Origin of the sequence: Marimonas arenosa (assembly GCF_030848945.1) — a bacterium.
GTDB lineage: Bacteria > Pseudomonadota > Alphaproteobacteria > Rhodobacterales > Rhodobacteraceae > Marimonas > Marimonas arenosa.
This window is the reverse complement of the sequence record NZ_JANHAX010000002.1, coordinates 326,653-348,892: the sequence shown is the minus strand read 5'-3', so window position 1 is coordinate 348,892 and position 22,240 is coordinate 326,653. Positions and strand designations below refer to the sequence as shown.

Annotated in this window: 22 protein-coding genes; 10 read left to right on the top strand and 12 right to left on the bottom strand. The window is 64.4% G+C overall.

All coding sequences use genetic code 11. The features are described 5' to 3' along the window. Positions 1 to 14 precede the first annotated feature (14 nt). The gene (locus NO357_RS07960) at positions 15 to 1,523 is read left to right on the top strand and encodes a fumarate hydratase (protein WP_306735105.1); all 1,509 of its coding nucleotides are present in this window, start codon (positions 15 to 17) and stop codon (positions 1,521 to 1,523) included. Positions 1,524 to 1,663: 140 nt separating this feature from the next. Here the strand turns inward: NO357_RS07960 and NO357_RS07955 are convergent, their stop codons facing one another. The 4 genes from NO357_RS07955 to NO357_RS07940 form a co-directional block, all read right to left on the bottom strand. Then, positions 1,664 to 2,440 (bottom strand): inositol monophosphatase family protein, encoded by a 777-nt coding sequence (locus tag NO357_RS07955; RefSeq protein ID WP_306735104.1) that lies wholly within the window; start codon positions 2,438 to 2,440, stop codon positions 1,664 to 1,666. Further along, entirely contained in the window at positions 2,427 to 3,773 is a 1,347-nt protein-coding gene (locus NO357_RS07950) for a TldD/PmbA family protein (protein ID WP_306735103.1), read from the bottom strand. The genes NO357_RS07955 and NO357_RS07950 overlap by 14 nt, the downstream gene beginning before the upstream one ends. Before the next feature lie 68 nt (positions 3,774 to 3,841). Then, the gene (locus tag NO357_RS07945) at positions 3,842 to 5,371 is read right to left on the bottom strand and encodes a hypothetical protein (protein WP_306735102.1); all 1,530 of its coding nucleotides are present in this window, start codon (positions 5,369 to 5,371) and stop codon (positions 3,842 to 3,844) included. 116 nt (positions 5,372 to 5,487) lie between these two features. After that, entirely contained in the window at positions 5,488 to 7,014 is a 1,527-nt protein-coding gene (locus NO357_RS07940) for a DUF2125 domain-containing protein (protein ID WP_306735101.1), read from the bottom strand. Positions 7,015 to 7,145: 131 nt separating this feature from the next. On the opposite strand from NO357_RS07940, the gene NO357_RS07935 reads away from it, so the two are divergent. The 3 genes from NO357_RS07935 (at position 7,146) to NO357_RS07925 (ending at position 9,822) form a co-directional block, all read left to right on the top strand. Continuing rightward, positions 7,146 to 7,898 carry an SDR family oxidoreductase gene (locus tag NO357_RS07935; RefSeq protein WP_306735100.1) on the top strand — a complete coding sequence of 251 codons (753 nt, stop codon included), beginning with the start codon at positions 7,146 to 7,148 and terminating at the stop codon, positions 7,896 to 7,898. Next, positions 7,895 to 8,509 (top strand): enoyl-CoA hydratase/isomerase family protein, encoded by a 615-nt coding sequence (locus tag NO357_RS07930; RefSeq protein ID WP_306735099.1) that lies wholly within the window; start codon positions 7,895 to 7,897, stop codon positions 8,507 to 8,509. Before NO357_RS07935 ends, NO357_RS07930 begins: the two co-directional genes overlap by 4 nt. A 113-nt stretch (positions 8,510 to 8,622) precedes the next feature. Then, a complete protein-coding gene (locus tag NO357_RS07925; RefSeq protein WP_306735098.1) occupies positions 8,623 to 9,822 on the top strand; it encodes a hypothetical protein in 1,200 nt (399 codons plus the stop codon). Positions 9,823 to 10,105: 283 nt separating this feature from the next. Here NO357_RS07925 and NO357_RS07920 read toward each other — a convergent pair whose 3' ends face one another. Continuing rightward, positions 10,106 to 10,405 carry an HNH endonuclease family protein gene (locus tag NO357_RS07920; RefSeq protein ID WP_306735097.1) on the bottom strand — a complete coding sequence of 100 codons (300 nt, stop codon included), beginning with the start codon at positions 10,403 to 10,405 and terminating at the stop codon, positions 10,106 to 10,108. Between the two features lie 70 nt (positions 10,406 to 10,475). On the opposite strand from NO357_RS07920, the gene NO357_RS07915 reads away from it, so the two are divergent. Together NO357_RS07915 and NO357_RS07910 are read left to right on the top strand one after the other, a co-directional pair. After that, positions 10,476 to 11,807 carry a mechanosensitive ion channel family protein gene (locus NO357_RS07915; RefSeq protein WP_306735096.1) on the top strand — a complete coding sequence of 444 codons (1,332 nt, stop codon included), beginning with the start codon at positions 10,476 to 10,478 and terminating at the stop codon, positions 11,805 to 11,807. Further along, entirely contained in the window at positions 11,804 to 12,955 is a 1,152-nt protein-coding gene (locus NO357_RS07910) for a TIGR03862 family flavoprotein (protein ID WP_306735095.1), read from the top strand. The genes NO357_RS07915 and NO357_RS07910 overlap by 4 nt, the downstream gene beginning before the upstream one ends. Here the strand turns inward: NO357_RS07910 and NO357_RS07905 are convergent. The 3 genes from NO357_RS07905 to NO357_RS07895 form a co-directional block, all read right to left on the bottom strand. Beyond that, the gene (locus NO357_RS07905) at positions 12,952 to 13,413 is read right to left on the bottom strand and encodes a hypothetical protein (protein WP_306735094.1); all 462 of its coding nucleotides are present in this window, start codon (positions 13,411 to 13,413) and stop codon (positions 12,952 to 12,954) included. The genes NO357_RS07910 and NO357_RS07905 overlap by 4 nt on opposite strands. Positions 13,414 to 13,540: 127 nt before the next feature. Further along, positions 13,541 to 14,755, bottom strand: coding sequence for an MFS transporter (locus NO357_RS07900; protein ID WP_306735093.1), 1,215 nt, complete (start codon positions 14,753 to 14,755; stop codon positions 13,541 to 13,543). A gap of 116 nt (positions 14,756 to 14,871) precedes the next feature. Continuing rightward, positions 14,872 to 15,624 carry a DUF1013 domain-containing protein gene (locus NO357_RS07895; RefSeq protein ID WP_306735092.1) on the bottom strand — a complete coding sequence of 251 codons (753 nt, stop codon included), beginning with the start codon at positions 15,622 to 15,624 and terminating at the stop codon, positions 14,872 to 14,874. Positions 15,625 to 15,747: 123 nt separating this feature from the next. Here NO357_RS07895 and NO357_RS07890 point away from each other — a divergent pair, with 123 nt between their 5' ends. Beyond that, on the top strand, positions 15,748 to 16,383 hold the full coding sequence (locus tag NO357_RS07890) for a ribonuclease T2 family protein (protein WP_306735091.1): 636 nt from the start codon (positions 15,748 to 15,750) through the stop codon (positions 16,381 to 16,383). A gap of 71 nt (positions 16,384 to 16,454) precedes the next feature. Here the strand turns inward: NO357_RS07890 and NO357_RS07885 are convergent, their stop codons facing one another. The 4 genes from NO357_RS07885 to NO357_RS07870 form a co-directional block, all read right to left on the bottom strand. Then, the gene (locus NO357_RS07885; protein WP_306735090.1) at positions 16,455 to 16,805 is read right to left on the bottom strand and encodes an H-NS histone family protein; all 351 of its coding nucleotides are present in this window, start codon (positions 16,803 to 16,805) and stop codon (positions 16,455 to 16,457) included. Positions 16,806 to 16,997: 192 nt separating this feature from the next. Continuing rightward, positions 16,998 to 17,972: a quinone oxidoreductase family protein gene (locus NO357_RS07880; RefSeq protein WP_306735089.1), complete on the bottom strand. Its 975-nt coding sequence runs from the start codon at positions 17,970 to 17,972 to the stop codon at positions 16,998 to 17,000. Between the two features lie 28 nt (positions 17,973 to 18,000). Beyond that, positions 18,001 to 18,987, bottom strand: coding sequence for an NAD(P)H-quinone oxidoreductase (locus tag NO357_RS07875; protein WP_306735088.1), 987 nt, complete (start codon positions 18,985 to 18,987; stop codon positions 18,001 to 18,003). A gap of 9 nt (positions 18,988 to 18,996) precedes the next feature. Next, positions 18,997 to 19,668: a COQ9 family protein gene (locus NO357_RS07870; RefSeq protein ID WP_306735087.1), complete on the bottom strand. Its 672-nt coding sequence runs from the start codon at positions 19,666 to 19,668 to the stop codon at positions 18,997 to 18,999. A 106-nt stretch (positions 19,669 to 19,774) separates the two neighbouring features. On the opposite strand from NO357_RS07870, the gene rpsU reads away from it, so the two are divergent. From rpsU to yghU, 3 genes are all read left to right on the top strand, one after another. Continuing rightward, the gene (gene rpsU, locus NO357_RS07865) at positions 19,775 to 19,981 is read left to right on the top strand and encodes a 30S ribosomal protein S21 (protein ID WP_306735086.1); all 207 of its coding nucleotides are present in this window, start codon (positions 19,775 to 19,777) and stop codon (positions 19,979 to 19,981) included. Positions 19,982 to 20,230: 249 nt separating this feature from the next. Further along, positions 20,231 to 20,755, top strand: a complete 525-nt coding sequence (locus NO357_RS07860) for a flavodoxin domain-containing protein (protein WP_306735085.1) — start codon at positions 20,231 to 20,233, stop codon at positions 20,753 to 20,755. Between the two features lie 165 nt (positions 20,756 to 20,920). Beyond that, positions 20,921 to 21,778: a glutathione-dependent disulfide-bond oxidoreductase gene (gene yghU / locus NO357_RS07855; protein ID WP_306735084.1), complete on the top strand. Its 858-nt coding sequence runs from the start codon at positions 20,921 to 20,923 to the stop codon at positions 21,776 to 21,778. Positions 21,779 to 22,240 lie beyond the last annotated feature (462 nt).

The window sequence follows — 22,240 nt, the reverse complement described above, 5'->3', positions numbered from 1 at the left end:
AGGGAGAGCTCCACATGGCCGCCATCACCGAAGATCACCTGATCGACTCGATTGCCGACGCGCTGCAATACATCTCGTACTATCACCCGCAGGATTTCGTGCAGGCGATGACCGCCGCCTGGGAGCGGGAAGAGAACAAGGGCGCCAAGGACGCAATGGCGCAAATTCTGGTGAACAGCCGGATGTGCGCCATGGGCCACCGCCCGATCTGCCAGGATACGGGCGCCGCCAACATCCACATCAAGGTTGGGGTCGAGACCCCGCTGGCGCTGAAACGCTCGTTGCAGGACATTGCCGACGAGGGCACGCGCCGGGGCTACCTGCGCGACACCAACCCGTTGCGTGCCTCGGTCGTGGTCGATCCGTTCGGCGAACGCAAGAATTCGGGTGACAACACGCCGTGCATGCTGACGGTCGAGATGGTCGAAGGCGACAAGGTCGACGTGGAAGTGGCAGCCAAAGGCGGCGGGTCCGAGAACAAGGCCAAGTTCACCACGTTGAATCCGTCCGGCAACGTCGCCGACTGGGTGGTCGAGACGGTCGAGACGCTGGGCGCCGGCTGGTGCCCGCCGGGCGTGCTGGGCATCGGCGTCGGCGGCAATGCCGACAAGGCGATGGCCCTGGCCAAGCAGGCGCTGAGCGAACCGCTCGACATGGCCGACCTTCTGCGCCGCGGGCCGTCGAACCGGACCGAGGAGCTTCGGACCGAGATCTATGAACGGGTCAACGCGCTCGGCATCGGGGCACAGGGGCTTGGCGGTGTGACCACCGTACTCGACGTCAAGGTGAAAAGCTGGCCGACCCACGCGGCCTCGTTGCCGGTGGGGCTGATCCCGAACTGCGCCGCCACGCGACACGTGCATTTCACCCTCGACGGCTCGGGTCCGGCAGTGTTCAGCCCGCCCAGCATTGATGATTACCCCGAAATCCTGCTGGACGCGGCAGGGGTGCAAAGCCGCAAGCTCGACCTCGACAACCTCACCGACGAGGTGCTGGCCTCGTTGACACCGGGCGAGACACTGCTGTTGAACGGCACGCTTTATACCGGCCGTGACGCGGCCCATAAGCGGATGATCGACATGCTGGATCGCGGTGAAGAGCTGCCCGTCGATCTCAAGGGAAAGGCGATCTACTATGTCGGCCCCGTGGATGCGGTAGGCGACGAGGCGATCGGCCCCGCCGGGCCCACCACCTCGACCCGGATGGACAAATTCACCGACCGGATCCTTGGCGACACCGGCCTGAAGGTAATGATCGGCAAGGCTGAACGCGGCCCGATGGCGCTGGAGGCCATCGCCAAGCACAAGGCGGTTTACCTGGTCGCCGTGGGCGGCGCGGCCTATCTCGTCTCGAAGGCGATCAAGGAGGCGCACCCGGTGGCCTTCCAGGACCTCGGGATGGAGGCGATCTACGAACTCAAGGTGCAGGACATGCCGGTGACCGTGGCCGTGGACACCGGGGGCAACTCGATCCATCGCAGCGGCCCGGCGGAGTGGAAGAAGAAGATCGCCGAGAAGGCGTGAGCTGGTCCGGAGGTCAAATGCACGCTCCTTGTCTGAACCCCTGAAGGACGGCACGTTGGCGCGAGCCGGGCCGTGCATGCGGATCGAACGGCAGGTCCGTGGTTTTAACAGGTCGCGCGGAAGTCGCGGACCCGCTGCCGCTACGCCAGCGCGCCCCTGAGCTCCCCATGCACCCCCACCGCCGCGGCAACCACACCGGCCACCTGCGGATGGCGGTTGTTGAACCTGAGCGGCGCACCGGTCCGATCGGTCACTGCCGCGCCGGCCTCCTCGAGGATCAGCGCCCCGGCGGCAATGTCCCATTCCCAGCTGTCGCGCAGCGTCAGCATAGCGTCATATCGCCCCTCGGCCACCAGTGCGAGGCGATATGCCAGAGAGGGCCGATAGACCCGCTTGACCTCGGGCACCTGGCCGCCGCGCCACCATTCAGGACGCAGTGCCGGCTTGGCGGCAAGCAGCGTCGCCCCCTTGAGCGCCCGCCGTTTCGAGGCCCGGATCGGCTGGCCGTTGAGCGTGGCGCCTGCACCCTTCGCCGCGGTATAGAGCCGGTCGCGCATCGGCAGGTAGATCACTGCGGCCACCACCGTGCCCTGCTCGGCCACGGCCATGGAGTGGGCCCACGTCGTCTCGCCATTGATGAAGCTGCGGGTACCATCCAGGGGATCGACGATGAACACCCGATCGCGGCCAAGCCGCACCGCGCTGTCGTCGCTTTCCTCGGAAAGCCAGCCATAGCCGGGACGTTCGGCGCGTAGCGTCTGCTCCAGCATGACGTTCACCGCCAGGTCGGCCTCGGTCACCGGACCGGCGCCGCCGGGCTTGTCCTCGGACGTATAGCTGCCGCCGAAATAGCCGCTGGCGATCTTGCCGGCTTCCAGGGCCGCGTCGGTCAGGATCTCGAGGTCACTCGCCGGCAAGGGTCAGCCCCTCGACCAGCAGCGATGGCACAACACGGGACAGCCAGGGCCGCGCGTCATTCGCCGGCACCAGGCGCAGCAACATGTCGCGCAGGTTGCCGGCGATGGTGCACTCGTTCACCGGATGGGTGATTTCGCCATTTTCCACCCAGAACCCGGCTGCCCCGCGGGAATAGTCGCCGGTGTTGGGATTGATGGTCGACCCGATCAGCGAGGTGACCAGGAGCCCCGTGCCCATGTCGCGCAACAGATCGTCGCGGGTCTGTTCGCCTTGGGTCAGCGCCACGTTGTAGGTGCCCGGCGATGGCGCCGACCCGGTGCCGCGCTGGGCGTTGGCGGTGCTCTCCATCCCCAGCTTGCGGGCATTCGCCAGATCGAGCGTCCAGCCGGTCAGGATCCCGTGCTCGACGATGGCCCGGGTCCGGGTCGGCAGACCCTCGGCGTCGAACGGGCGCGATACACCCATTCGCCGACGCAGCGGATCCTCGATCAGCGACAGCCCCTCGGGCAACACCTGCTGGCCGAGACTGTCGCGCAGGAAGCTCGCGCCTCGGGCGATGGCGGCGCCGTTCACCGCGCCCAGCAGGTGGCCCACCAGCGAACTAGAAATCCGTTCATCGAACACCACCGGAAAGGCGCCGGTGGGCGGCTTCTTCGCCCCGGTGGCCGCGACGGCGCGTTCCCCGGCGGTGCGGCCGATCTCCTCGGCCGAGCGCAGGTCTGCCTGGAACACCCGCGAATCTCCGTCATGGTCGCGCTCCATGCCTGCCCCCTCGCCGGCAATCGCCACGGCGTAGAGCGAGCGCGTGCTGCGCGCGTAACCGCCCGAGAAACCGTTGGTCGCCGCCAGGTGCAGCCGTCGCGCGGAATAGCCGGCGCTGGCCGATTGCACCTGGGTGACACCCTCAACCGCCAGTGCCGCCGTCTCGGCGGCCAGCGCGTCGGCCTCGAGCTCGGCCGGGGCCGGTTCGGGCGCGGGATCGGAAAGTTCAAGCGCGCCGGCGTCCCGGTCCTGCGCCAGCTGCGCCGGGTCGGCGAGGCCGATATAGGGGTCTTCCGGCGCCTCGCGGGCCATGGCGACGGCGCGTTCGGCCATCGTCGCCAGCGTCTCGGGGCGGGCATCGGAGGACGACACCATCGCCTGCCGCTGGCCCAGCAGCACGCGCAGTCCGAGGTCGATCCCCTCCGAGCGCTCGGCGTGTTCGAGCTTACCTGCGCGGACGTCGATCGAGACAGACCTGCCGTCGACCACCATGGCATCGGCCGCATCGGCCCCGGCCCTTCTGGCAGCCGCAAGCAGAGCATTGGCGAGGGTTTCTGGCGTGTCTGGCATCGGCGGTCCTTGTGCGTTTCACCCGAGGTAGACCGCCGGGGCGCGGGGTTCAAGTGGGCTGGACGGCGCTATTTCAGGCGCACGCCATTGGCCACGACTTCGCCGGTTTTGCGCACTTCGATCTCGGAGCGCAAGCTGTCGGTATCGCCGTCCGGCTTCGAGACCATACCCAGCACCAGCCGCGCGCCCATCGCGTCCTCTTCGCTGACCAGCCCCATCGCGATCAGCTTGTCCAGCAGCGCATGCGCCCCGGTCAGTTGGAAACTGGCCCGGCCATCGGGGGCGGGCATGCCGTCGAAGGTCTCCCAGTCGGTGTAGTCGAGCGTGATATCGCCTTCGCCGGTCAGCTCAGCCCCGGCCGCCGCAATGCGCAGATCGTTCAGGCGTGCGGTCTTGGCCATCACCGGCAGTTCGGGCGGTCGCGCGCCGCCGATCATCGCGCGAACATCGAGGAATTCGAACAGCAGCGATACAGTCGCACCGAGGTCGATCACCAAAGTTGCCGGGTCGCGCGACAGCTGCCCTTCGGGATCGAACAGCGCCCACAGGCCGTCGGCCATGGCGAGATCGTAAAGCCCCATGCGCAGCGCCACATCCTGGTCTTCGCCCATCAGCAGCGGAACGAGCAGGTGAAAATCCACCCCGGAGCCCGACAGAGTAAACGGCACCGGCAGGTCCGGAGTCTCGCCACCGACGCTGAACTGTCCGGTGCGGCCGCGATAGTCGAGCCCGGCCGGGCCGAGTTTCATGGTGACGTCGTAGTCCTGCATCTCGGCGGTCTGCGTCATCAGCAGCGCGTCGCCCTCCCGGGTGGACTGATCGGACCGGGTCCGCGCGGCGGTCACCCAGGTTTCGAGATGCATCCCGTCGCGCAACTGCGCATGCAGGCCCAGCAGGTCAATCCCGCCCCGCGGTAGCTTGATCACCGAGTCGGTGGCCATCTCTTCGGCCAGACCCGACGCAGTAATCATCGCCGCGACGTCCCCCGATCCGGGAACGGCGACCTCGTAGGAGAAGTCATAGCTGGTGAACGCAGAGCGTCCGTCGATGGTGACATGGCTGTCGTCGATCCGGGTCACGTTTTGCAGTGTCGCCGGACCGGAGCGGAACAGGCCCGACAACTCGGGCACCTCCGAGCCGCTGACGGCGACGTCGAGCAGCCGGAAGGTCATGCTGTCGTATTTCCAGTCGCTGACCACTTCGCCCGGGGTGCCCGACATCAGGCCTTGCGCCCCGGTGACGCTGGTTTCCAGCACCACGGCCAGGCTGCCCTCGTCGCGAACCTCGCCGCCGAGCGCGAGATGGCCGGTTTCGGGGAAGGTCACCGCCACCCGCCCGTCGCCCAGGGGCTCGAACCGTGGACCGGCGAAGCTGGCATAGGCCGAGCCCATCTCCATCGGGAATGCAAAGGTCAGCCGCATCTGGCCAATCTGCAGCGCCTTGCCGTCGCGGCTTTCACGCGCGTCAAGCGTCAGCCCGTAAGCGGCGACCTGCGCCTTCCAGGTGGCCCAGGCCTGTTCGACCGTCAGGTCGGCCAGGGCAGGCGTCGCCGTGCAAAGCGCGGCAAGAACGGTTGCGGTAGCATGAAACAGATGCATCGGGGCAGTCTCGCAATCGACCAGCAGACCGGGCCAGCCTAGGCGACAGCCGGTCAAAGCGAAAGGGGCCGCGGCATCCGCCGCGGCCCTGTCCGAAATGCTTTGGCCGAGAGGGTTTATTTCAGCCGCTGGCCATTAGCGAGAACCTGGCCGTCCGCCTTCATCTCGATTTTCGAGGTATAGACGTCTTCACCAGCGGGAACGGCGAACATGCCCATCATCATCTGCGCAGACATGACCTGCTCCTGCGGCAGCAGGCCCATTTCGACCAGCTTACCCATCAGCCCGTTGGCGCCGGAAAGCCGCAGGTCGAGGGCGCCGTCGATACCCTCTTGCCCCTGGCTCATCATCACGGTCGGGAAGTCGAGGTCGAAACCGCCCTTGCCGGTCAGCGAGGCGCCCGCGGCGGTCACTTCGAGATTGTTGAGCGCCAGCGACTCGACCTCGCCGGGCATGCCCATTTGACCGCTTTCGACGGCGGCCATCTGTTCCGGGTCCATCATGTCGAAGGCAAGCTTGACCTTGCCGCTGAGATCGAAGGCCACGGTGGCGGGATCACGCGGCAGTTGCCCGGCCGGGTCGATCATGCCCCAGATCATGTCCGAAGTGACGAAATCGCCGAGCGTTATGCCCAGCGCGAAATCCTGCGCCTCGTCGGTTTTCGACACCGGCATCACCATCTTGAACAGCACTTCGCCAAAGGAAAAATCGATCGGGAAGGGCACTTCACTGCCCATGAAGTTCACCTTCTGGCCCTTGGCGCCGACGATGTATTTCAGCATGTCACGCGACATGCCGACGGAAAAGCTTCCCGATTCCGAACTCGACGAGCCCTGAACGGTTTCGCCGTCATCGGCGAAATGGAAGTTCATGTTGCCGCCGGTGTAGCCATATGTACCGTCCACCGCGAAGCCGGCATTCAGCATCTCCCCCATGTTGGCTGCGTCGAATTCGCCCAACGGCATGTTCACGGTCCCATCGAAAGACAGAAGGCCGAGCGTGCCGTTGACCTTGGCAAATTCGCCTGCGTTTTCGGGGTTGGCGAAGTCGATGTTGTAGGTGATCGCCCCGGCTTTCATCGACTGCATGATTTCGCGCAGGTTGCCGGTTTTCACAGTCGATCGGCCATTGATATCGCGCACCGCGACCTGGGCTGCGCCGATCGGAACGGCGGTCCCTTCCACGACGACCTCTTTCAGGTTCACACCGATAGATGCTGCGGAATAGCTGTAGGTCATGTCGTTGACGCTGCCCGAGACCAGCATCTTGAACCCGTCATTGGTATAATCCAGCGTGACATCAGCCGGCAAGTCATCCGCCGGCGCAACGTTGATCTTCATCTCCTGCGAGGCCGGCATGGTCACGGTTACTGTACCGTCGCCATTGTTGGTGAAGCTCAATTCGCCAATGGTCATCTTCATGGCGCCCGCGCCCTCGGGCAGGGTCATGCCCATGGTGATATCACTCACCGTCAGGGTGCCGCCCGAGGTCGCCTCCGTAGCGATCAGCTCATAGCCGAAACCCTGCATGTAAGATTTCCAGTCGCCCCAGACATCCTGGGCGGTGACATCGGCAAATGCGGCCGACCCGGTCATCAAAGCACAAATCGCGGTCGAACCGCTCAATTTCATCCATTTCGACATGTGGTTGTCCTTCCAGCCAAAAATTCTGCGGTCAGTCTCTGCGCTCGCGTCAAGAGAATCAAGAGCGCTTGCGACTGGACCGCGCCCGAAGGTCGGTTTACCAAGTTGGGAACTGGACAGGAGAGGCGAGAATGACTGATCTGACAGGAAAATGCGCATTGATCACCGGGGCAAGCCGCGGCATCGGCGAGGCGGCGGCGCGCGATTTTGCAGCCCGCGGTGCCAATGTCGTTCTGGCGGCCCGCGAGACCGGCGAGATCGCCCGCATTGCCGGTGAAATCGGCCCGGCGGCCCGGCACGTGGCTTGCGACGTCAGCCGGTATGCCGACGTTCAGGCAGCGGTCGATCTGTGCCTAAACGCGTTTGGGCGGCTCGATATCCTGATCGGCAATGCTGGGGTCATCGAGCCGATTTCACACTTGGCCGAGTCGGACCCCGACAACTGGGGACATGTCATCGACATCAACCTCAAGGGTGTCTATTACGGCATGCGTGCGGCGATGCCGGTGATGCGGGCATCAGGCGGCGGCACGATCATCACCATCTCGTCGGGAGCGGCCCACAACGCGCTGGAAGGCTGGAGCCATTACTGCACCTCCAAGGCCGGCGCGGCGATGCTCACCAAATGCGCTCACAAGGAGGGCGCCGACTGGGGGCTTCGGGCAATGGGCCTGTCGCCCGGCACCGTAGCCACCCAGATGCAGCGCGAGATCAAGGCCAGCGGCGTCAACCCGGTGAGCCAGCTCGGCTGGGAGGACCATATCCCGCCCGAATGGCCGGCGAAATGCCTGGCCTGGATGTGTTCGGCGGATGCCGACGCCTTCCTCGGCGAAGAAATATCCCTGCGCGACGAGGCGATCCGCAAGCGGATCGGCGTGGCATGATCGAACTCGACAAGGACGGCGGGCTGTGGACCGTCACACTGAACCGGCCCGACAAGGCCAATTCGCTGACCGGCGCGATGCTGGAGGAGTTGGCAGAGATCGCCGAGGCAGCGCAAGAAGCACGGGTGCTGATCCTGACCGGGCGGGGCAAGGTGTTCTCGGCCGGGGCCGATCTCGACGAAGCCCGCGCGGGGCTGGCGACATCGCCGCTCTGGGAACGGCTGTCGGGCGCCATCGCGGCGCTGCCGGGACTGTCGATTGCCGCCCTGAACGGCACGCTGGCGGGGGGCGCGATGGGCATGGTTCTGGCCTGTGATCTCAGGATCGCGGTGCCCGGGGCCAAGTTCTTCTATCCGGTGATGAAGCTGGGCTTCCTGCCGCAGCCCTCGGACCCCGGCCGCATGGAACGGCTGATCGGCCCGGCGCGGACCAAGCTGATCCTGATGGGCGGACAGAAAATCGCGGCGCCGGAGGCGTTGCAGATGGGGCTGATCGACCGGATCGCCGAACCGCAGGATGTGCTGGACGTCGCCCGCACCATCGCCACCGACACGCTGGCGGCCAGGCCCGCGATCGCAACAGCGATCAAGACCCTGTGCCAGGGAGGATAAGGCACTTTTCCACCGCACCCAAGGTCATTGCATCACCCTCTCCACTGCCCCTGAGACGAGGCTTCCCCCGTCTCGACCATTTCGTGCTACGCTGCCCGCAGGAGGACCTGCCCATGCATGTCGTCGCCGATACTGAAACCCTTGTCGCCGACGGGGTGATCACCCAAGACCAGGCCTGCGAGATCCGGGCTCGGGGGCGTCAGGCGATGATGACGCTGGCGATCAATACGTTTCTCACCTTCGGCATCCTCGCCGCCACGCTGGGGCTTATTTTCTGGCTGGCCGACGCGCTGACCGTAGCGGTCTTCGGACTGGTCATGCTGGCCGCAGGCATGGCGATCCTGTTCCGCGGCGGCATGCTCTACCGGATGTTCGGCAATGCTGCCTCGCTGATTGGCGCAGGCATGCTGATCGGCGGCGCCACGGTCGAGCTTCTGGAAAAATTCGAAGACGCCGCCGGCCCGGTGATGACGCTGGGCGGGCTGGTACTGCTCGGGCTGTTCACCGCCGCCTTCCTCAAGTCCCGCCAGTCAGCAGCTTTCGTCACCGGCGCGATCCTTCTGATGGCGTTCGCCTTTCACCTTGCCGGACTCGGCCTCTGGCTGGATCAGATCGGGCTGACCGGCTCGGTCAAGGCGCTGTTCTACCTCTATGCCGCCGCGGCACTCGCCCTGCTGGGTTGGTTCATTGACGTGCGGCTGGTCACGGCGCTGGCCATCGCACCATTCGCACAGGCGCTCGATACCGGCACCGCCTATTTCCACGCCGCCTATGTCTTCTATTCGCCTGAGCCGACGCTTTCGATCATGCAAATGGCGGCGTTGATGATCGTCACCCTGCTGATCGTGCGCCACCGGCCCGAGAGGCTGGCCCGCCACGCCCGTATCCTTGCCATCCTTGCCTTCGTTGTTGCCAATCTCTGCGCGCTGGTCGGCTCGCTGTGGGGAGATTACGTCGGCGAGACCATGTGGGGACCGCAACGCAGCGATTTCACCGGCGAGGACCGCTGGAGCCGTTGGGGCGAGGCGCTAGATGCCTTCCGCGAAACCGCACTCTACATTCCGGAAGGAGTCTATTCGGTCTTCTGGGCCGTGGCCCTGGCCGGCATGATCGCCTATTCCGCCTGGCGGGCGCATCGCGGTCTGTTCAACACCGCACTGACCTTCGCCGCGATCCATGCCTATACCCAGTTGTTCGAAAGCTTCGGCGACGAACCTCTGGCCTACGTCGTGGGCGGGCTGGCGGCGATCCCGCTGGCCTGGGGGATGTGGCGGCTCGACCACTGGCTGACTGGGCAGCGCGAGACGCATTGATCAGGGATGGTCCCAGGACGTCCGTTAGTGGCCTGGAAGGGTCATTGGTTTCGAATTGGCTTCGCGACTCCGACCGACTGGGGGGCCAGCCCCCCAGACCCCCCGGGATATTTGAAGAAAGAGGAAGACAAGCGTGTTTTCCTTCATCTGACCTGAAATATCCCGGAGGGGGTGCGGGGGAGGCAGCGCCTCCCCCGCCTCGGTCGGATCGCGGCGCGATCCGAACAGGGAACGTCCCCTTCAGGCCAGGAACTGACATCCATTCCCGTACACTCGGCACCGTCTACCGCCGGCCACGCCGCTTGCCTGGCACTTTCGAGCGGAAGTCCGCAGGGCGTTTGCCCACCCAGGCAATGAACTTTGCCAGTCTTGGGTGAGCGCGCAGCGCCTCGATTGTGCAATAGGCCCGCGCCAGGTCGGTCTCGCTCAGGCTGGCATGGATCTCATTGTGGCAGATCTGGTGCAGCAGCACTGTTTCGCGACCCTTGCCGCCCCTGAGCCGCGGCACCAGGTGGTGCCGGCTTTGCGGCACGCCCTCGGGGATCGGGCGGTCGCACAATGGGCAGATCGGGTCGCCTGTCACACCGCGCCCCCTTGTCCTTGGCCTGTCAATCGGCAATTCATGGTCGCAATTTTACGAGTGAGGACGGAATATGGAAGGCCAACCGGAAATCGTGACCCAGGCGCTGGACTATGCGCAACAAGGCTGGGACATTGCCAGGACCTGGCTGATGTCCCCCGCGGCCTGGTCGCAATTCGGCCTGCTGCTCGTTGCCTATCTCGCCGCCCTTCTGGTCAGCCGCCGTCTGCGGCCGGTCTTGACCAAACTGCTGACGCCTCCAGAGGGGCAGGAAAGCTTGATCGCCACCGCCAGGCGCTTCGTGCTGCTGTTCGTGCCGCTGGTGCTGCCATTGCTGGCCTATGTCTTCACCGGCATCGGCGAAAGCGTCACCCGCTCGCTGTTCGGGTCGGGCGCGGTTATCGCGTTCGGCAAGCGCCTTTTCCTGTTCCTCGCCGCCCGCATCCTGGTCAAAGAGATCATCCGCGATCCGTTCCTGAAGCTGCTGGGGCGCTACGTGCTGGTTCCGGTGATGGCGATCTATGCCGTGGGGCTGCTCGACGACCTCACCACGAAGCTCAGCGAAACCGTCATCCGGCTCGGCAACATCTCGTTTTCGGTCATGGCGCTGGTCCGCGGTGTCATCGCCGGCGCGGTCCTGTTCTGGCTGGGCCGCTGGTCGAACAATCAGTCCACCGCCTTCATCCAGAGCCAGGAGGAAATGCCGCCGGCCACGCGCACGCTGGCCCAGAAGGCCGCAGAGGTGGCGATTTTCGGTGCCGCCTTCCTGCTCCTGATGAACATCATGGGCATTTCGCTGACTTCTCTGGCGGTGCTGGGCGGCGCCATCGGCGTCGGCATCGGCTTCGGGTTGCAGCAGATCGCCTCGAATTTCATCTCGGGAGTGATCCTGCTGCTCGAAGGCCAGGCGACGGTCGGCGACTATGTCGAACTCGACGGCGGCGAGGCCGGCACCATCGTCAAGATGACGGCACGAGCGACGATTCTTGAGACCTATGACGGCCGCTGGATCGTGGTGCCGAACGAGCATTTCATCACCACCCGGGTGGTTAACTATTCCGACAGCGGCTCGGCCAACCGCTACGAGGCGTCGTTCTCGGTCAGCTACGACACCGATATCAACAAGGTGCCGGGGATCATCGAAAAGGCCGTGGGCGATCTCGACTTCGTGCTCGCCGGCGGTAAAGACGGTGAACGCGACCCCGATTGCGAACTCCGGGGGTTCGGCGAGTCGGGAGTCGATTTCGCGGTGGAATTCTGGGTCAACGGTATCGATGACGGCCGCAACAAGTTCACGCCGCGGGTGCTGTTCGCGGTGTGGAACGCGCTGATGGCACATGACATCGAAATCCCCTATCCGCGCCGGGTGATCGAGATGCGGTCGGCGGACTCCGACGAGGCGTGAGCGACGCGTTGGTCATCGGGGCCGGGCCGGCGGGGCTGATGGCGGCGGAGGAACTGGCGCGCGCCGGGCTGTCGGTGACCATCGCCGAGGCCAAACCCTCCCCCGCACGCAAGTTGCTGATGGCCGGGAAATCGGGGCTGAACCTGACCAAGGACGAACCGTTCGAGACATTCCTTGCGGCCTACGGCAACCGGGCCACGGTGCTGCGGCCAATGCTCGAAGCGTTCGGACCAGAAGACGTGAAAGCCTGGGCCGAAGACCTGGGGCAGGTGGTTTTCACCGGCTCATCGGGTCGGGTGTTTCCGCGCGTTATGAAAGCGTCGCCACTGCTCAGAGCGTGGCTGCGGCGGCTCGACCGGCTGGGGGTGACGCTGAAGACCCGCTGGCGCTGGCAGGGCGGCGGGAATGTCGACACGCCCGATGGCCGGGTCACGCTGGCGCCCCGCGTCACCTTGTTGGCCTGCGGCGGCGCAAGCTGGGCGCGGCTGGGCTCGGACGGGGCCTGGACGCGCCAGTTTGCCCCGGGCGATCTTGCCTCTTTCCGGCCAGCCAATATGGGCTTCGTGATCGATTGGTCCGATCACATGGCCCGGCATTTCGGCGCACCGGTGAAAAACGTGGTGCTGAAAGCCGGCGAGACCGAGGTCAGGGCGGAATTCACCCTCTCGTCCCGCGGCCTGGAGGGCGGCGGTATCTATGCCGTCTCACGGGCGATGCGCGACGGTGCGCCGCTGACGCTCGATCTGCTTCCCGACCTCTCCGTCGACAGCATCCGCGCCCGCCTGAACACGCGCCCGCCGAAGGAGAGTCTGTCGAACCGGCTGCGTAAAGGGCTGCGGCTCGACCCGGTGAAACAGGCGCTGGTGATGGAGTTCGCACGCCCCCTGCCGACCGATATCGCGCCGCTTCTCAAGGGGCTGCCGGTGCCGCATCTGGGCCCGCGTCCGCTGGACGAAGCGATTTCCACCGCCGGCGGCCTGCGGTTCGAGGCGCTCGATGACGGCCTGATGCTGCGCCGCCAACCCGGCGTTTTTGCCTGCGGCGAGATGCTCGACTGGGAAGCCCCGACAGGGGGCTATCTGCTCACCGCCTGTCTCGCCACCGGCAGATGGGCCGGGCGGCATGCGGCGGCGTTCGTGACCGGCTAGTCCCGCCCCGCGATGCGGGCAAAGAACCCCGCCGCTGTCCGCGGTTCGGCATCTGTGACCGGTAGCGCATCGGGGCGCATCCGGCTCAGCACCCAGCGCGGCAGGATGCGTTCGCCGGACGAGCCGCAGCTCGCGCCCATCTTCCAGGGATCGAAGAGCTTCACGAAACTGGGGTTTGCGGCATCATCGGCGAAGACTACGCCGGCGAACGACCGCGATCGCGCCGGCTCATACATCGCCTGCGCCTCGGCCAGCAGCGCTGCGAACCCCTCGGCACTGGCTGGAGCCTCGGGCAGCGTGCCGCTGTCGAGGTCCAGGATGAACCACTCACCGCCACTGACCGCAAGCACCGGCCAGAATCGGTCGAACATCGGCCAGGTGGGAAAGCCGGCGAAACGGCCCTGATAGGCGCACCAGAAGGGTGTGTCGGGCAGGGCAGGAAGGGGCTCGGTGCTCATGAGGGCGCAGTCTTCCGCAAAGGCGCCGTGCGGTCAATGCCACTCAGTGGCCCGGCCGAGTCCGCGGCGGGACGACTCTGTGCCGGACGCCGGCCGACCGGTTGGGACGAATGGTCCGACAGACCGATCACGCTTGAGGATTGGCTTCGATCGGCAGCCGCTGGGCGGCCAGCAGCAGCGCGCCAAGCCCGATAAGCCCGGCCAGCACATACACGCCGAGCACGGCGCGCAGCTCGTCATAGGCCATTTCGCCCTCGCCCGAAGCCCCGAGCGAGGCGAACCAAAGCGACGCCGAAAAGACCAGCCGCGCGGCAAAGCTCCGCAGGGACAGATAGGTAGCCCGGCTCTCGTCGCTCAGCACCGGCTGGATGCGGGCCAGGATGAAAGGACGCGAGAGCGAGTCCGGCACCATCCGCAGGAACAGCACGGCAATAGCGAGCGTACTGGCTGTCAGCGCCAGGACCGCAATCACCCCGATCTGCATCGCGAAGGCCAAAAGCAGGATCGCGGGCAGGCCGAGCCGTTCTCGCAGCCGCAGTGCAAACAGCGACGCGATCACCGACAGGATCATCATCGCCGCGCTGACCATACCGCTGACCAGAGGCGCCTCGGTTTCGAGACCGGCAGATTTCAGGGCTTCGAAAATGAAAGGCTGGCCGAAGACGTAAGGCACGTGGCTGAAGACATACATCAGCAGACCGAGACAGAAGAGCCAGACCAGAACCGGCTCGGTCAGCGCGGCGCGGAGCGAGGTGAGCCGCATGAGTTCTGCCCCCTGCGGAACAGGTCTGTCGGAATGGGCCGGTTCGCGGAAACCGAGTGCGATCCAAAGCGTCGCGCCATAGGCGAACACGCCGAACAGGAACGGCAGAAGAAAAGAATGGAGCGCCATCGCCCCGCCCAACACAGCCGCCAGAGCCGGGGCCACGAAGCCGAACCGCCAGGCGCGCAGCTCCTGTCGCTCGACCTCGTCCGCCCGGGCCGCGGCGGCAAGCGATTCGTAGAGCAGCGCGCTGTCCGTACCCGACGTAAACGCCATCGACGCGCCGAGCGCCGCCTGGGCCAGGGCAAAAGCGATGAAACTGTTACCGGTGGTCAGCAAAAAGGCCCCCACCAGGCCGGATGCGGCCGAGGCGACCAGCGCGATCTTGCGTCCCCAGCGATCAGACAGGTAGCCGGAGGGGACCTCGAGAGCGGTGGTGGCAATGTCATAGACCACGTAGAGCAGGATCGCGTCCGCCGCCGACAGCGTGCGCTGAAAGTAGAGAAACCAGATGCCGTGCCAGAACATCAAGTTCTGGAAGAAACGAAACCAGGGATAGAGGGCGATGTTCCTGTCCAAGCGGCATATCCTTGTCGCGTCATCCGCCACTATGGTGGCGGAAGACACCCCCGGCAAAAGAAAACCCCCGCCCGGGATGGTCCGGGCGGGGGTTTTTCATTGCGCGGAAATCCCGATCAGTCGGGCTGTTCCTCGTCGTCGCCCGAGGGCAGGTTGAAGAAGCTGTCGGCGTCAAGGATCTCGTCCTCGTCCTTTTTCTCATCCTCGTCGTCGCCGGTCAGCGAGAAAGTCTCGAGCCCCTCGATCGCGGTTGGGATCTTCGGCTCGGCCTCCATGCCAAGGCTCTGCTCGGTCGAGACCAGCTTGCGACGCTCGTCGTCGCTCATCACCTCGCCCTCGCGAGCCCTTTTCGCGGCGGCTTTCTGCACGACGGCGTCCAACTCGGACTGTTTGCACAGGCCCAGCGCCACCGGATCGATCGGCTGAATGTTCGAGATGTTCCAGTGCGTGCGCTCGCGGATCGACTGGATCGTCGGCTTGGTGGTGCCAACCAGTTTCGAGATTTGCGCATCGGAAAGCTCGGGGTGGAACTTCACCAGCCACAGGATTGCCGCCGGACGGTCCTGCCGTTTGCTGAGCGGCGTGTAACGCGGACCACGGCGTTTTTCCTCGCCCACGGCGGCGGGATTGAACTTGAGCTTGAGCTTGTGCAGCGGATTCTTTTCCGCCGCGTCGATCTCGTCCTGGGTCAGCTGGTTGTTGGCGATCGGGTCAAAGCCCTTCACGCCGGTGGCCACGTCGCCATCGGCGATGCCCTGCACTTCCAACTCGTGCAGGCCGCAGAAATCGGCGATCTGCTTGAAGCCGATCGTGGTGTTGTCGACCAGCCAGACGGCAGTGGCCTTGGCCATCAATGGTTTGTCCGACATCTCATCACTCCTTTGAATACGACTGTCCCGTGCCCTGGAGGGGCTGACCGCTTGCGGCCGGGTTTCCGTTGTCGGGGAACTTGGGCGGTATATAGTGCGGTCAGAAGCGGAAGGGAAGAGTGAATGAAACAGGCAATGGCCGCGTTTCTGCTGATTTTCGCAGGGCTGGCGCGGGCCGACGGCGAGAAGGCCGGCGAATTCGACTACTGGGTCATGGCGCTGTCCTGGTCGCCCAACTGGTGCGCCATCGAGGGCGATGCCCGCGGCTCGTCGCAGTGCGATGCGTCCCGCGATTTCGGCTGGACGCTGCACGGGCTCTGGCCGCAATACCACCGCGGCTGGCCGGCCTTTTGTCCGACAGCCGAGCCGCAACCCCGGCGCAGCCTGACCAACGCCATGGCTGATATCATGGGAACCTCAGGTCTGGCCTGGTATCAGTGGAAGAAACACGGCGTCTGCAGCGGGCTGTCGGCACCCGAATATTACGAGGTGTCGCGACAGGCTTTCGAAAGTTTCAATCGACCGGAAATTTTCCGAAAATTGCACAAGCCGGTAAAACTGCCTGCGACTGTCGTGGAAGAGGCTTTTCTCAAGGCCAATCCGGGACTCGAGCCCGACATGATCACCATCACCTGCAAACAGGGGCGCATTCAGGAGGCGCGAATTTGCCTGTCGAAATCGCTGAAACCCGTGCCCTGCGGGCGCGACACGGTGAATGACTGCAGAATGAAAGACGCTTTGTTCGATCCGGTCCGCTGAGTTTCTGAAAACGTAAACGGGCGCGCCCTCATCCCCTTTTTGGCGCGCCCGTTTGATTTTCGAACGTGATTTCAGATCGACAGGTCGTCGATGCTTTTTCCGGCTTCCAACGCCTGCGTCACCCAGACCGGACGGCGACCGCGGCCGGTCCAGGTCTGCGTCGGATCATCCGGGTTGGCATATTTCGGCGGTACCTTCTTGGCAGGTTTTTTCGCCGCCGGGGCCTTGGGTTGCGCTGCCGTCAGCTCGTCGAGCGAGAATCCCATTTCTCGGGCTTTCGCCTTCAGCGTCGACAACGCCTTTTTCTTTTCCCGCTCTTCGAACTTGGCAATCGCCTTTACCACTTTCTTTTCGAGCGATTTGAGTTCCGTGAGTGTCATGGCATTGAGTTGCGCCATGGATATTTTCTGTGCCTTGGCCAAGGGAATTGCTCCTGAGTAATTTGAGTTACGCAGTGTTGCGCCGCATATTCTTGATTTTCAATTCCCTAATTCCGATCAACTCAAAAATATACGTCCTATTCGCAGATACTTACACGCATGGCGAAAACCCGCCGATAACGTCGCTCGAATTCCGGGAAATGACGCAATTTCGCGTCACGTTTACGGTGCGTTTCAGATTTCCAGAATTGTTGACCCGGTGGTTTTACGCGCTTCCAGCGCCTCGTGCGCCGCGCGAGTATTGTCGAGTTTGAAACGCTGGCCAATATTGATTTTAACCGCACCGCTTTCGACTTTCTCGAACAGGTGATCGGCCATTTTCTGGCACGTCTCGCGTTCGGCGATGAAGGTAAACAGCGTCGGGCGGGTCAGTTTGATCGAGCCTTTTGCACCGAGCTCGGCAATCGAAAACGGCGGCACCGGACCCGAAGCGCTGCCGAAGGAAATCATCCAGCCCAGCGGCCGGATCGAATTGAGCGAGCCTTCGAACGTGTCGGCGCCCACGGAATCCATCACCACATCGACCCCGCGCCCGTCGGTCAGCTCGCGCACCTTCGCTGCGAAGTCCTCGGTGCGGTAGTTGATGCAATGCGTCGCGCCATGTTCCAGCGCCAGCGCGCATTTCTCGTCCGAACCTGCGGTGCCAATAAGGTTGATCCCTTCCGACCGCGCCCATTGGCAGGCGATCAGGCCCACACCCCCGGCGGCGGCATGGAACAGCACCGTGTCGCCCTTGCGGACGTGGCAAATGCGATGGAACAAATACTCCACGGTCAGGCCCTGCAGCATCATCGCCGCGGCGGTGTCGAAGCCGATCCCGTCGGGCAGCTTGACCACTTGCGTCGCCGGCATCACCCGCACTTCGGCATAGGCGCCGGGCGGCATGCTGGCATAGGCGGCCCGATCCCCGGGTTTCAGATGCGTGACGCCTTCGCCCACGGCGTCGACGATCCCGGCGGCCTCCATCCCGAGGCTCAGCGGCAACTGACCGGGATACATCCCCGTGCGCTGGTAAACATCAATGAAGTTGAGCCCGGCAAACTGCTGCGCGATGCGAATCTCGCCCAGGCCCGGATCACCGACCTCGCGGTCAACGACCTTCAGTTTCTCCGGCCCGCCGAATTCCTCGATGATGACTGTCTTCGCCATTATGTCTCTCCCTGTAGGGTGCGTGGTTTCACGCACCGACTTTCAACACGATCTTGCCCACATGCCCCGGGCTTTCAATCCGCGCATGCGCCTGTGCCGCGTCTGCAAGGGCGAATTCACTGTCCATGACCGGTGCCACCGTGCCCGCATCCAGCAGCGGCCAGACTTGCGCCCGCAGCTCGTCCGCGATCCGTGCCTTGGCAAGGTCGCTCTGTGGCCGAAGCGTCGAACCGGTGATCGTCAGGCGTCGCACCATGAGCTGCGCGAAGTTGAGCTCGGCCACCGGCCCCGACAGAAACGCGATCTGAACCAGCCGGCCGTCATCGGCCAGCGCCTTGAGGTTGCGCGAGATGTAATCGCCGCCCACCATGTCGAGGATCAGGTTGGCGCCGCCTTCCGCCTTCAGCACCTGCACGAAGTCTTCGGTCTTGTAGTTGATCGCCCGCTCGGCGCCGAGATCGGTGCAGACCTTGCATTTCTCGTCCGAGCCGGCGGTGGCGAAGACCCGGGCGCCAAAATGTTGTGCCAGCTGGATCGCCGTGGTGCCGATGCCGGAAGAGCCGCCATGCACCAGGAAGCGCTCGCCCGCCATCAGCCCGCCGCGCATGAACACGTTGGTCCAGACGGTGAAATAGGTTTCCGGCAGGCAGGCGGCCTCGCGCAGACCCATCCCCTTGGGCACAGGCAGACAATGCGCCGCCGGGGTCTTGACGTATTCGGCATAGCCGCCGCCGGGCAACAGGGCGCAGACCTTGTCGCCAACCTTCCACGCGCTCACGCCCGGACCGACTTCGGCAATCTCGCCGGCGGCTTCCAGTCCCGGCAGGTCCGAAGCGTCAGGCGGCGGCGCGTAGTTGCCGGCCCGTTGCAGCGCGTCGGGCCGGTTGACCCCGGCATAAGCGACCCTGATCACCACCTCGCCCTGACCCGCTACCGGTCGCGACCGCTGGCAAAGCGTCAGAACCTCCGGCCCGCCCGGCTCACTGATCTCGACCGCCCGCATCATCTCGCCCATCGCTTTCTCCTATTGTCTCCAGCTGCCCGGCATGTCGTCGTGCGGTTTCGGGGCGCGAATCCGGCCCAGCACGTCGAGCGGCCCTTTCAGAAGCCGCATGAGGCCGGGATTGGCCCGCATGTTCGCCTTGAATTGCTCAAATTTCATCACGTCGCCGATCCGCCGGTCGAGGAAATCCCATGTCGCCGCATGGTCCTCGCTGTCGTCGCCCAACCAATAGAGCACGGTGGCGGAATAGACCCCGCTGAGCGTCGCCCGTTTCGTATACCAGTTGATATCGTCGGACCCGTCCCCCAGCGCACGCCAGATCAGGTCCGCCGTCTCCCACAGCAGCCGCGCACCGTCGGGCCCGTATTGCGGCAGGGCAAACAGCGTCATGCCGCGCCGCACGATCTCGCGGTCCTCGACCGCTTCAAGCCGGAACCGCACCGCCGTGGCAATGCGGTCTCGGAACCGCAGGGCGGACAGGTCGGTCTGCGCCAGCCGCTCGACCATCTGCCGGTCGCCGCGCTTGTGATAGGCGATGGCGAGGTCCACCGCCCCGCGCGGGCAGAGCCCCCGCGCCAGCCCCGGCGCGAGCCCCGTGTCGCGGATCGCGGCGTTGAATGTTTCGTCGCTCCAGCCGTCGAACGGCACGTGGCTCAGCGCAGCATCGAGCAGCTTTTCCTTTGCGTCAGACATCACGGCGACTCCTTTGCCGCCACCCTAGACAAACTGGAACCGAGTTGCTATACGGCCCCCTCCTGCTTTTCACGAAACTCAAACCTAGAAAGGTGGTGACAACCACATGCAGGTGACCGTTCGCGATAACAACGTCGATCAGGCGCTTCGTGCCCTGAAGAAGAAGTTGCAGCGTGAAGGTGTCTTCCGCGAAATGAAGCTTCGGCAACATTTCGAGAAGCCCTCCGAGAAAAAAGCGCGCGAAAAAGCCGAGGCGATCCGCCGGGCCCGTAAACTGGCCCGCAAGAAAGCCCAGCGCGAAGGACTGCTCTGAGCAGACCGATTTCGGACGTGAAGAATTTGACGACCCCCGCGGCCCGGCCCCGGGGGTTTGTCGTTTTATACGCCGCGGCTTTTGCGGAAATGACCGCGCCAAGACTCAAACCGACTGGTTTTCCCGCGATTTGACCGACATCATTGCGTGACCTTTGCCTGCCGCAATAGGCATGACCCGCCATTGCAGAGCACGGAGGAGGTGATCTGCATGGCGTCCGGACCCAAACGCGATCCGAAGGAGACAGCGATGAAAGTTCTTGTTGCCTATGCCACCCGCGAAGGACATACCCGGAAGATCGCACGCCATGTCACCGACCGGATCTATGATGCCGGGAACACTGCCGAGTTGCTCGCCCTTGGTGATGCCGGCGACGTCGACTTGCAGCGGTTCGACCGGGTGATCCTGGCCGCGCCGATTCACGTCGGGCACTACCGGCGGGCCCTGACCGATTTCGCGTCGAGTCACGCCAATTCCCTTGCGGCAATGCCGACCCTGTTCCTGTCGGTGTCCCTCGCCGCGGCCGGCCATGACGCGGAAGACTGGAAAACCCTGGATCGTATCCTGGACGAATTCGAAGAAGCCACCGGCTGGAAACCCGACCGGGTCGAACAGATCGCGGGCGCCTACCGGCCTTCGGACTACGATATCTTCACCCGGTTCATCATGCGCCGAATCCTGGCCAATAAAGACCCCGAGGCCGACCTGGACGCGGACAGGGACTACACCGACTGGCCGGGATTGGAGAGCGTGATCGACGATTGGCTGGGATAGGCACTGCCAGACCACAGGCCACGGGCAACGCGGATGCGGGCGGATCGGCCTTCGCCGGCGTGCGGGTGCCGCTGCGTCCAGAACCATCACAGTATTGCGACGGGTCTTCCATCTCGCGTGGTCGCGTGCCTTACTCGCGCAACCACGCAACGACGGAGACGCGCGATGTCCGACAGCTACACCCCCCCCAAAGTCTGGAAACACGAAGCCGAGTCCGGCGGTCGTTTCGCCAGCATCAATCGCCCCGTTTCGGGGCCGACCCATGACAAGGAACTGCCGGTCGGCAAGCACCCGCACCAGCTCTATTCGCTGGCCACGCCCAACGGGGTCAAGGTTACGGTGCTGTTCGAAGAGTTGCTGGCATTGGGCATCGAAGAGGCCGAATACGACGCCTGGCTGATCAACATCATGGAGGGCGATCAGTTCTCCTCGGGCTTCGTCGCGGTCAATCCCAACTCGAAGATCCCGGCGCTGATGGACCATTCCACCGACACGCCGACGCGGGTGTTCGAATCCGGCGCGATCCTGCTCTACCTGGCCGAAAAGTTCGACCGCTTGCTCGGGTCGAACCGGCCCGAGATGCTGAGCTGGCTGTTCTGGCAGATGGGCAGCGCGCCCTATCTGGGTGGCGGGTTCGGCCATTTCTATGCCTACGCGCCCGAGAAATGGGAGTACCCGATCAACCGGTTCGCCATGGAGGTGAAACGCCAGCTCGACGTGCTCGACAAGCGGCTGGGGGACAATCAGTTCCTGACCGGTGAGGAGTATACCATCGCCGATATCGCCAACTGGGCCTGGTACGGGCAACTGGCGCTGGGTCGGCTCTACGAAGCCGGCGAATTCCTCGACGTGGAAAGCTATGTGCACGTCCAGCGCTGGGCGCAAGAGATCGACGCCCGCCCCGCCGCGAGCCGCGGCCGCATGGTGAATCGCGCCACCGGCAACCCCGAGTTCCAGCTGCGCGAACGCCATGATGCCAGCGATTTTGAAACACGCACCTGGGACAAGATCGGCGAAGAATGACCAACTAAACTGCGGCGTCACTTCGGCGCGGTTGCCGTCACCGAATGGCCGGTCCCAACCAAGTGGGCACTCCTGATAGGTTCGGGGGCAGCGATGAATTCGCTGCAATTGGCAGTCAGAAGCGCCAACTGGCCAGAAATTGCGTGACCGGGTGGCCAATGCCAATGCCGGCGCCGTAAACTCTGCGTCGACCTCGGTTCTTCCGATCAAGATCCCGGGCAAATCGCCGATGTAATCGTACTCGGTACCTTCATCTTCGGCGGCAAACCGGACAACAGCGGTGGATCCACCGGCGGGACCGACACCGACACCGGCACCGGGGATACCGGCGGAATGGCGCCGAACGAAGGGGTCTCCACTTTGTCGGCAGGGTGCTGACCCAATTTGACCACTTTTTTCAGCCATCAGTGCGGCTAGAATGTCCACAACCTAGCCACGACATCATCCGGTGCTTCAAACCGG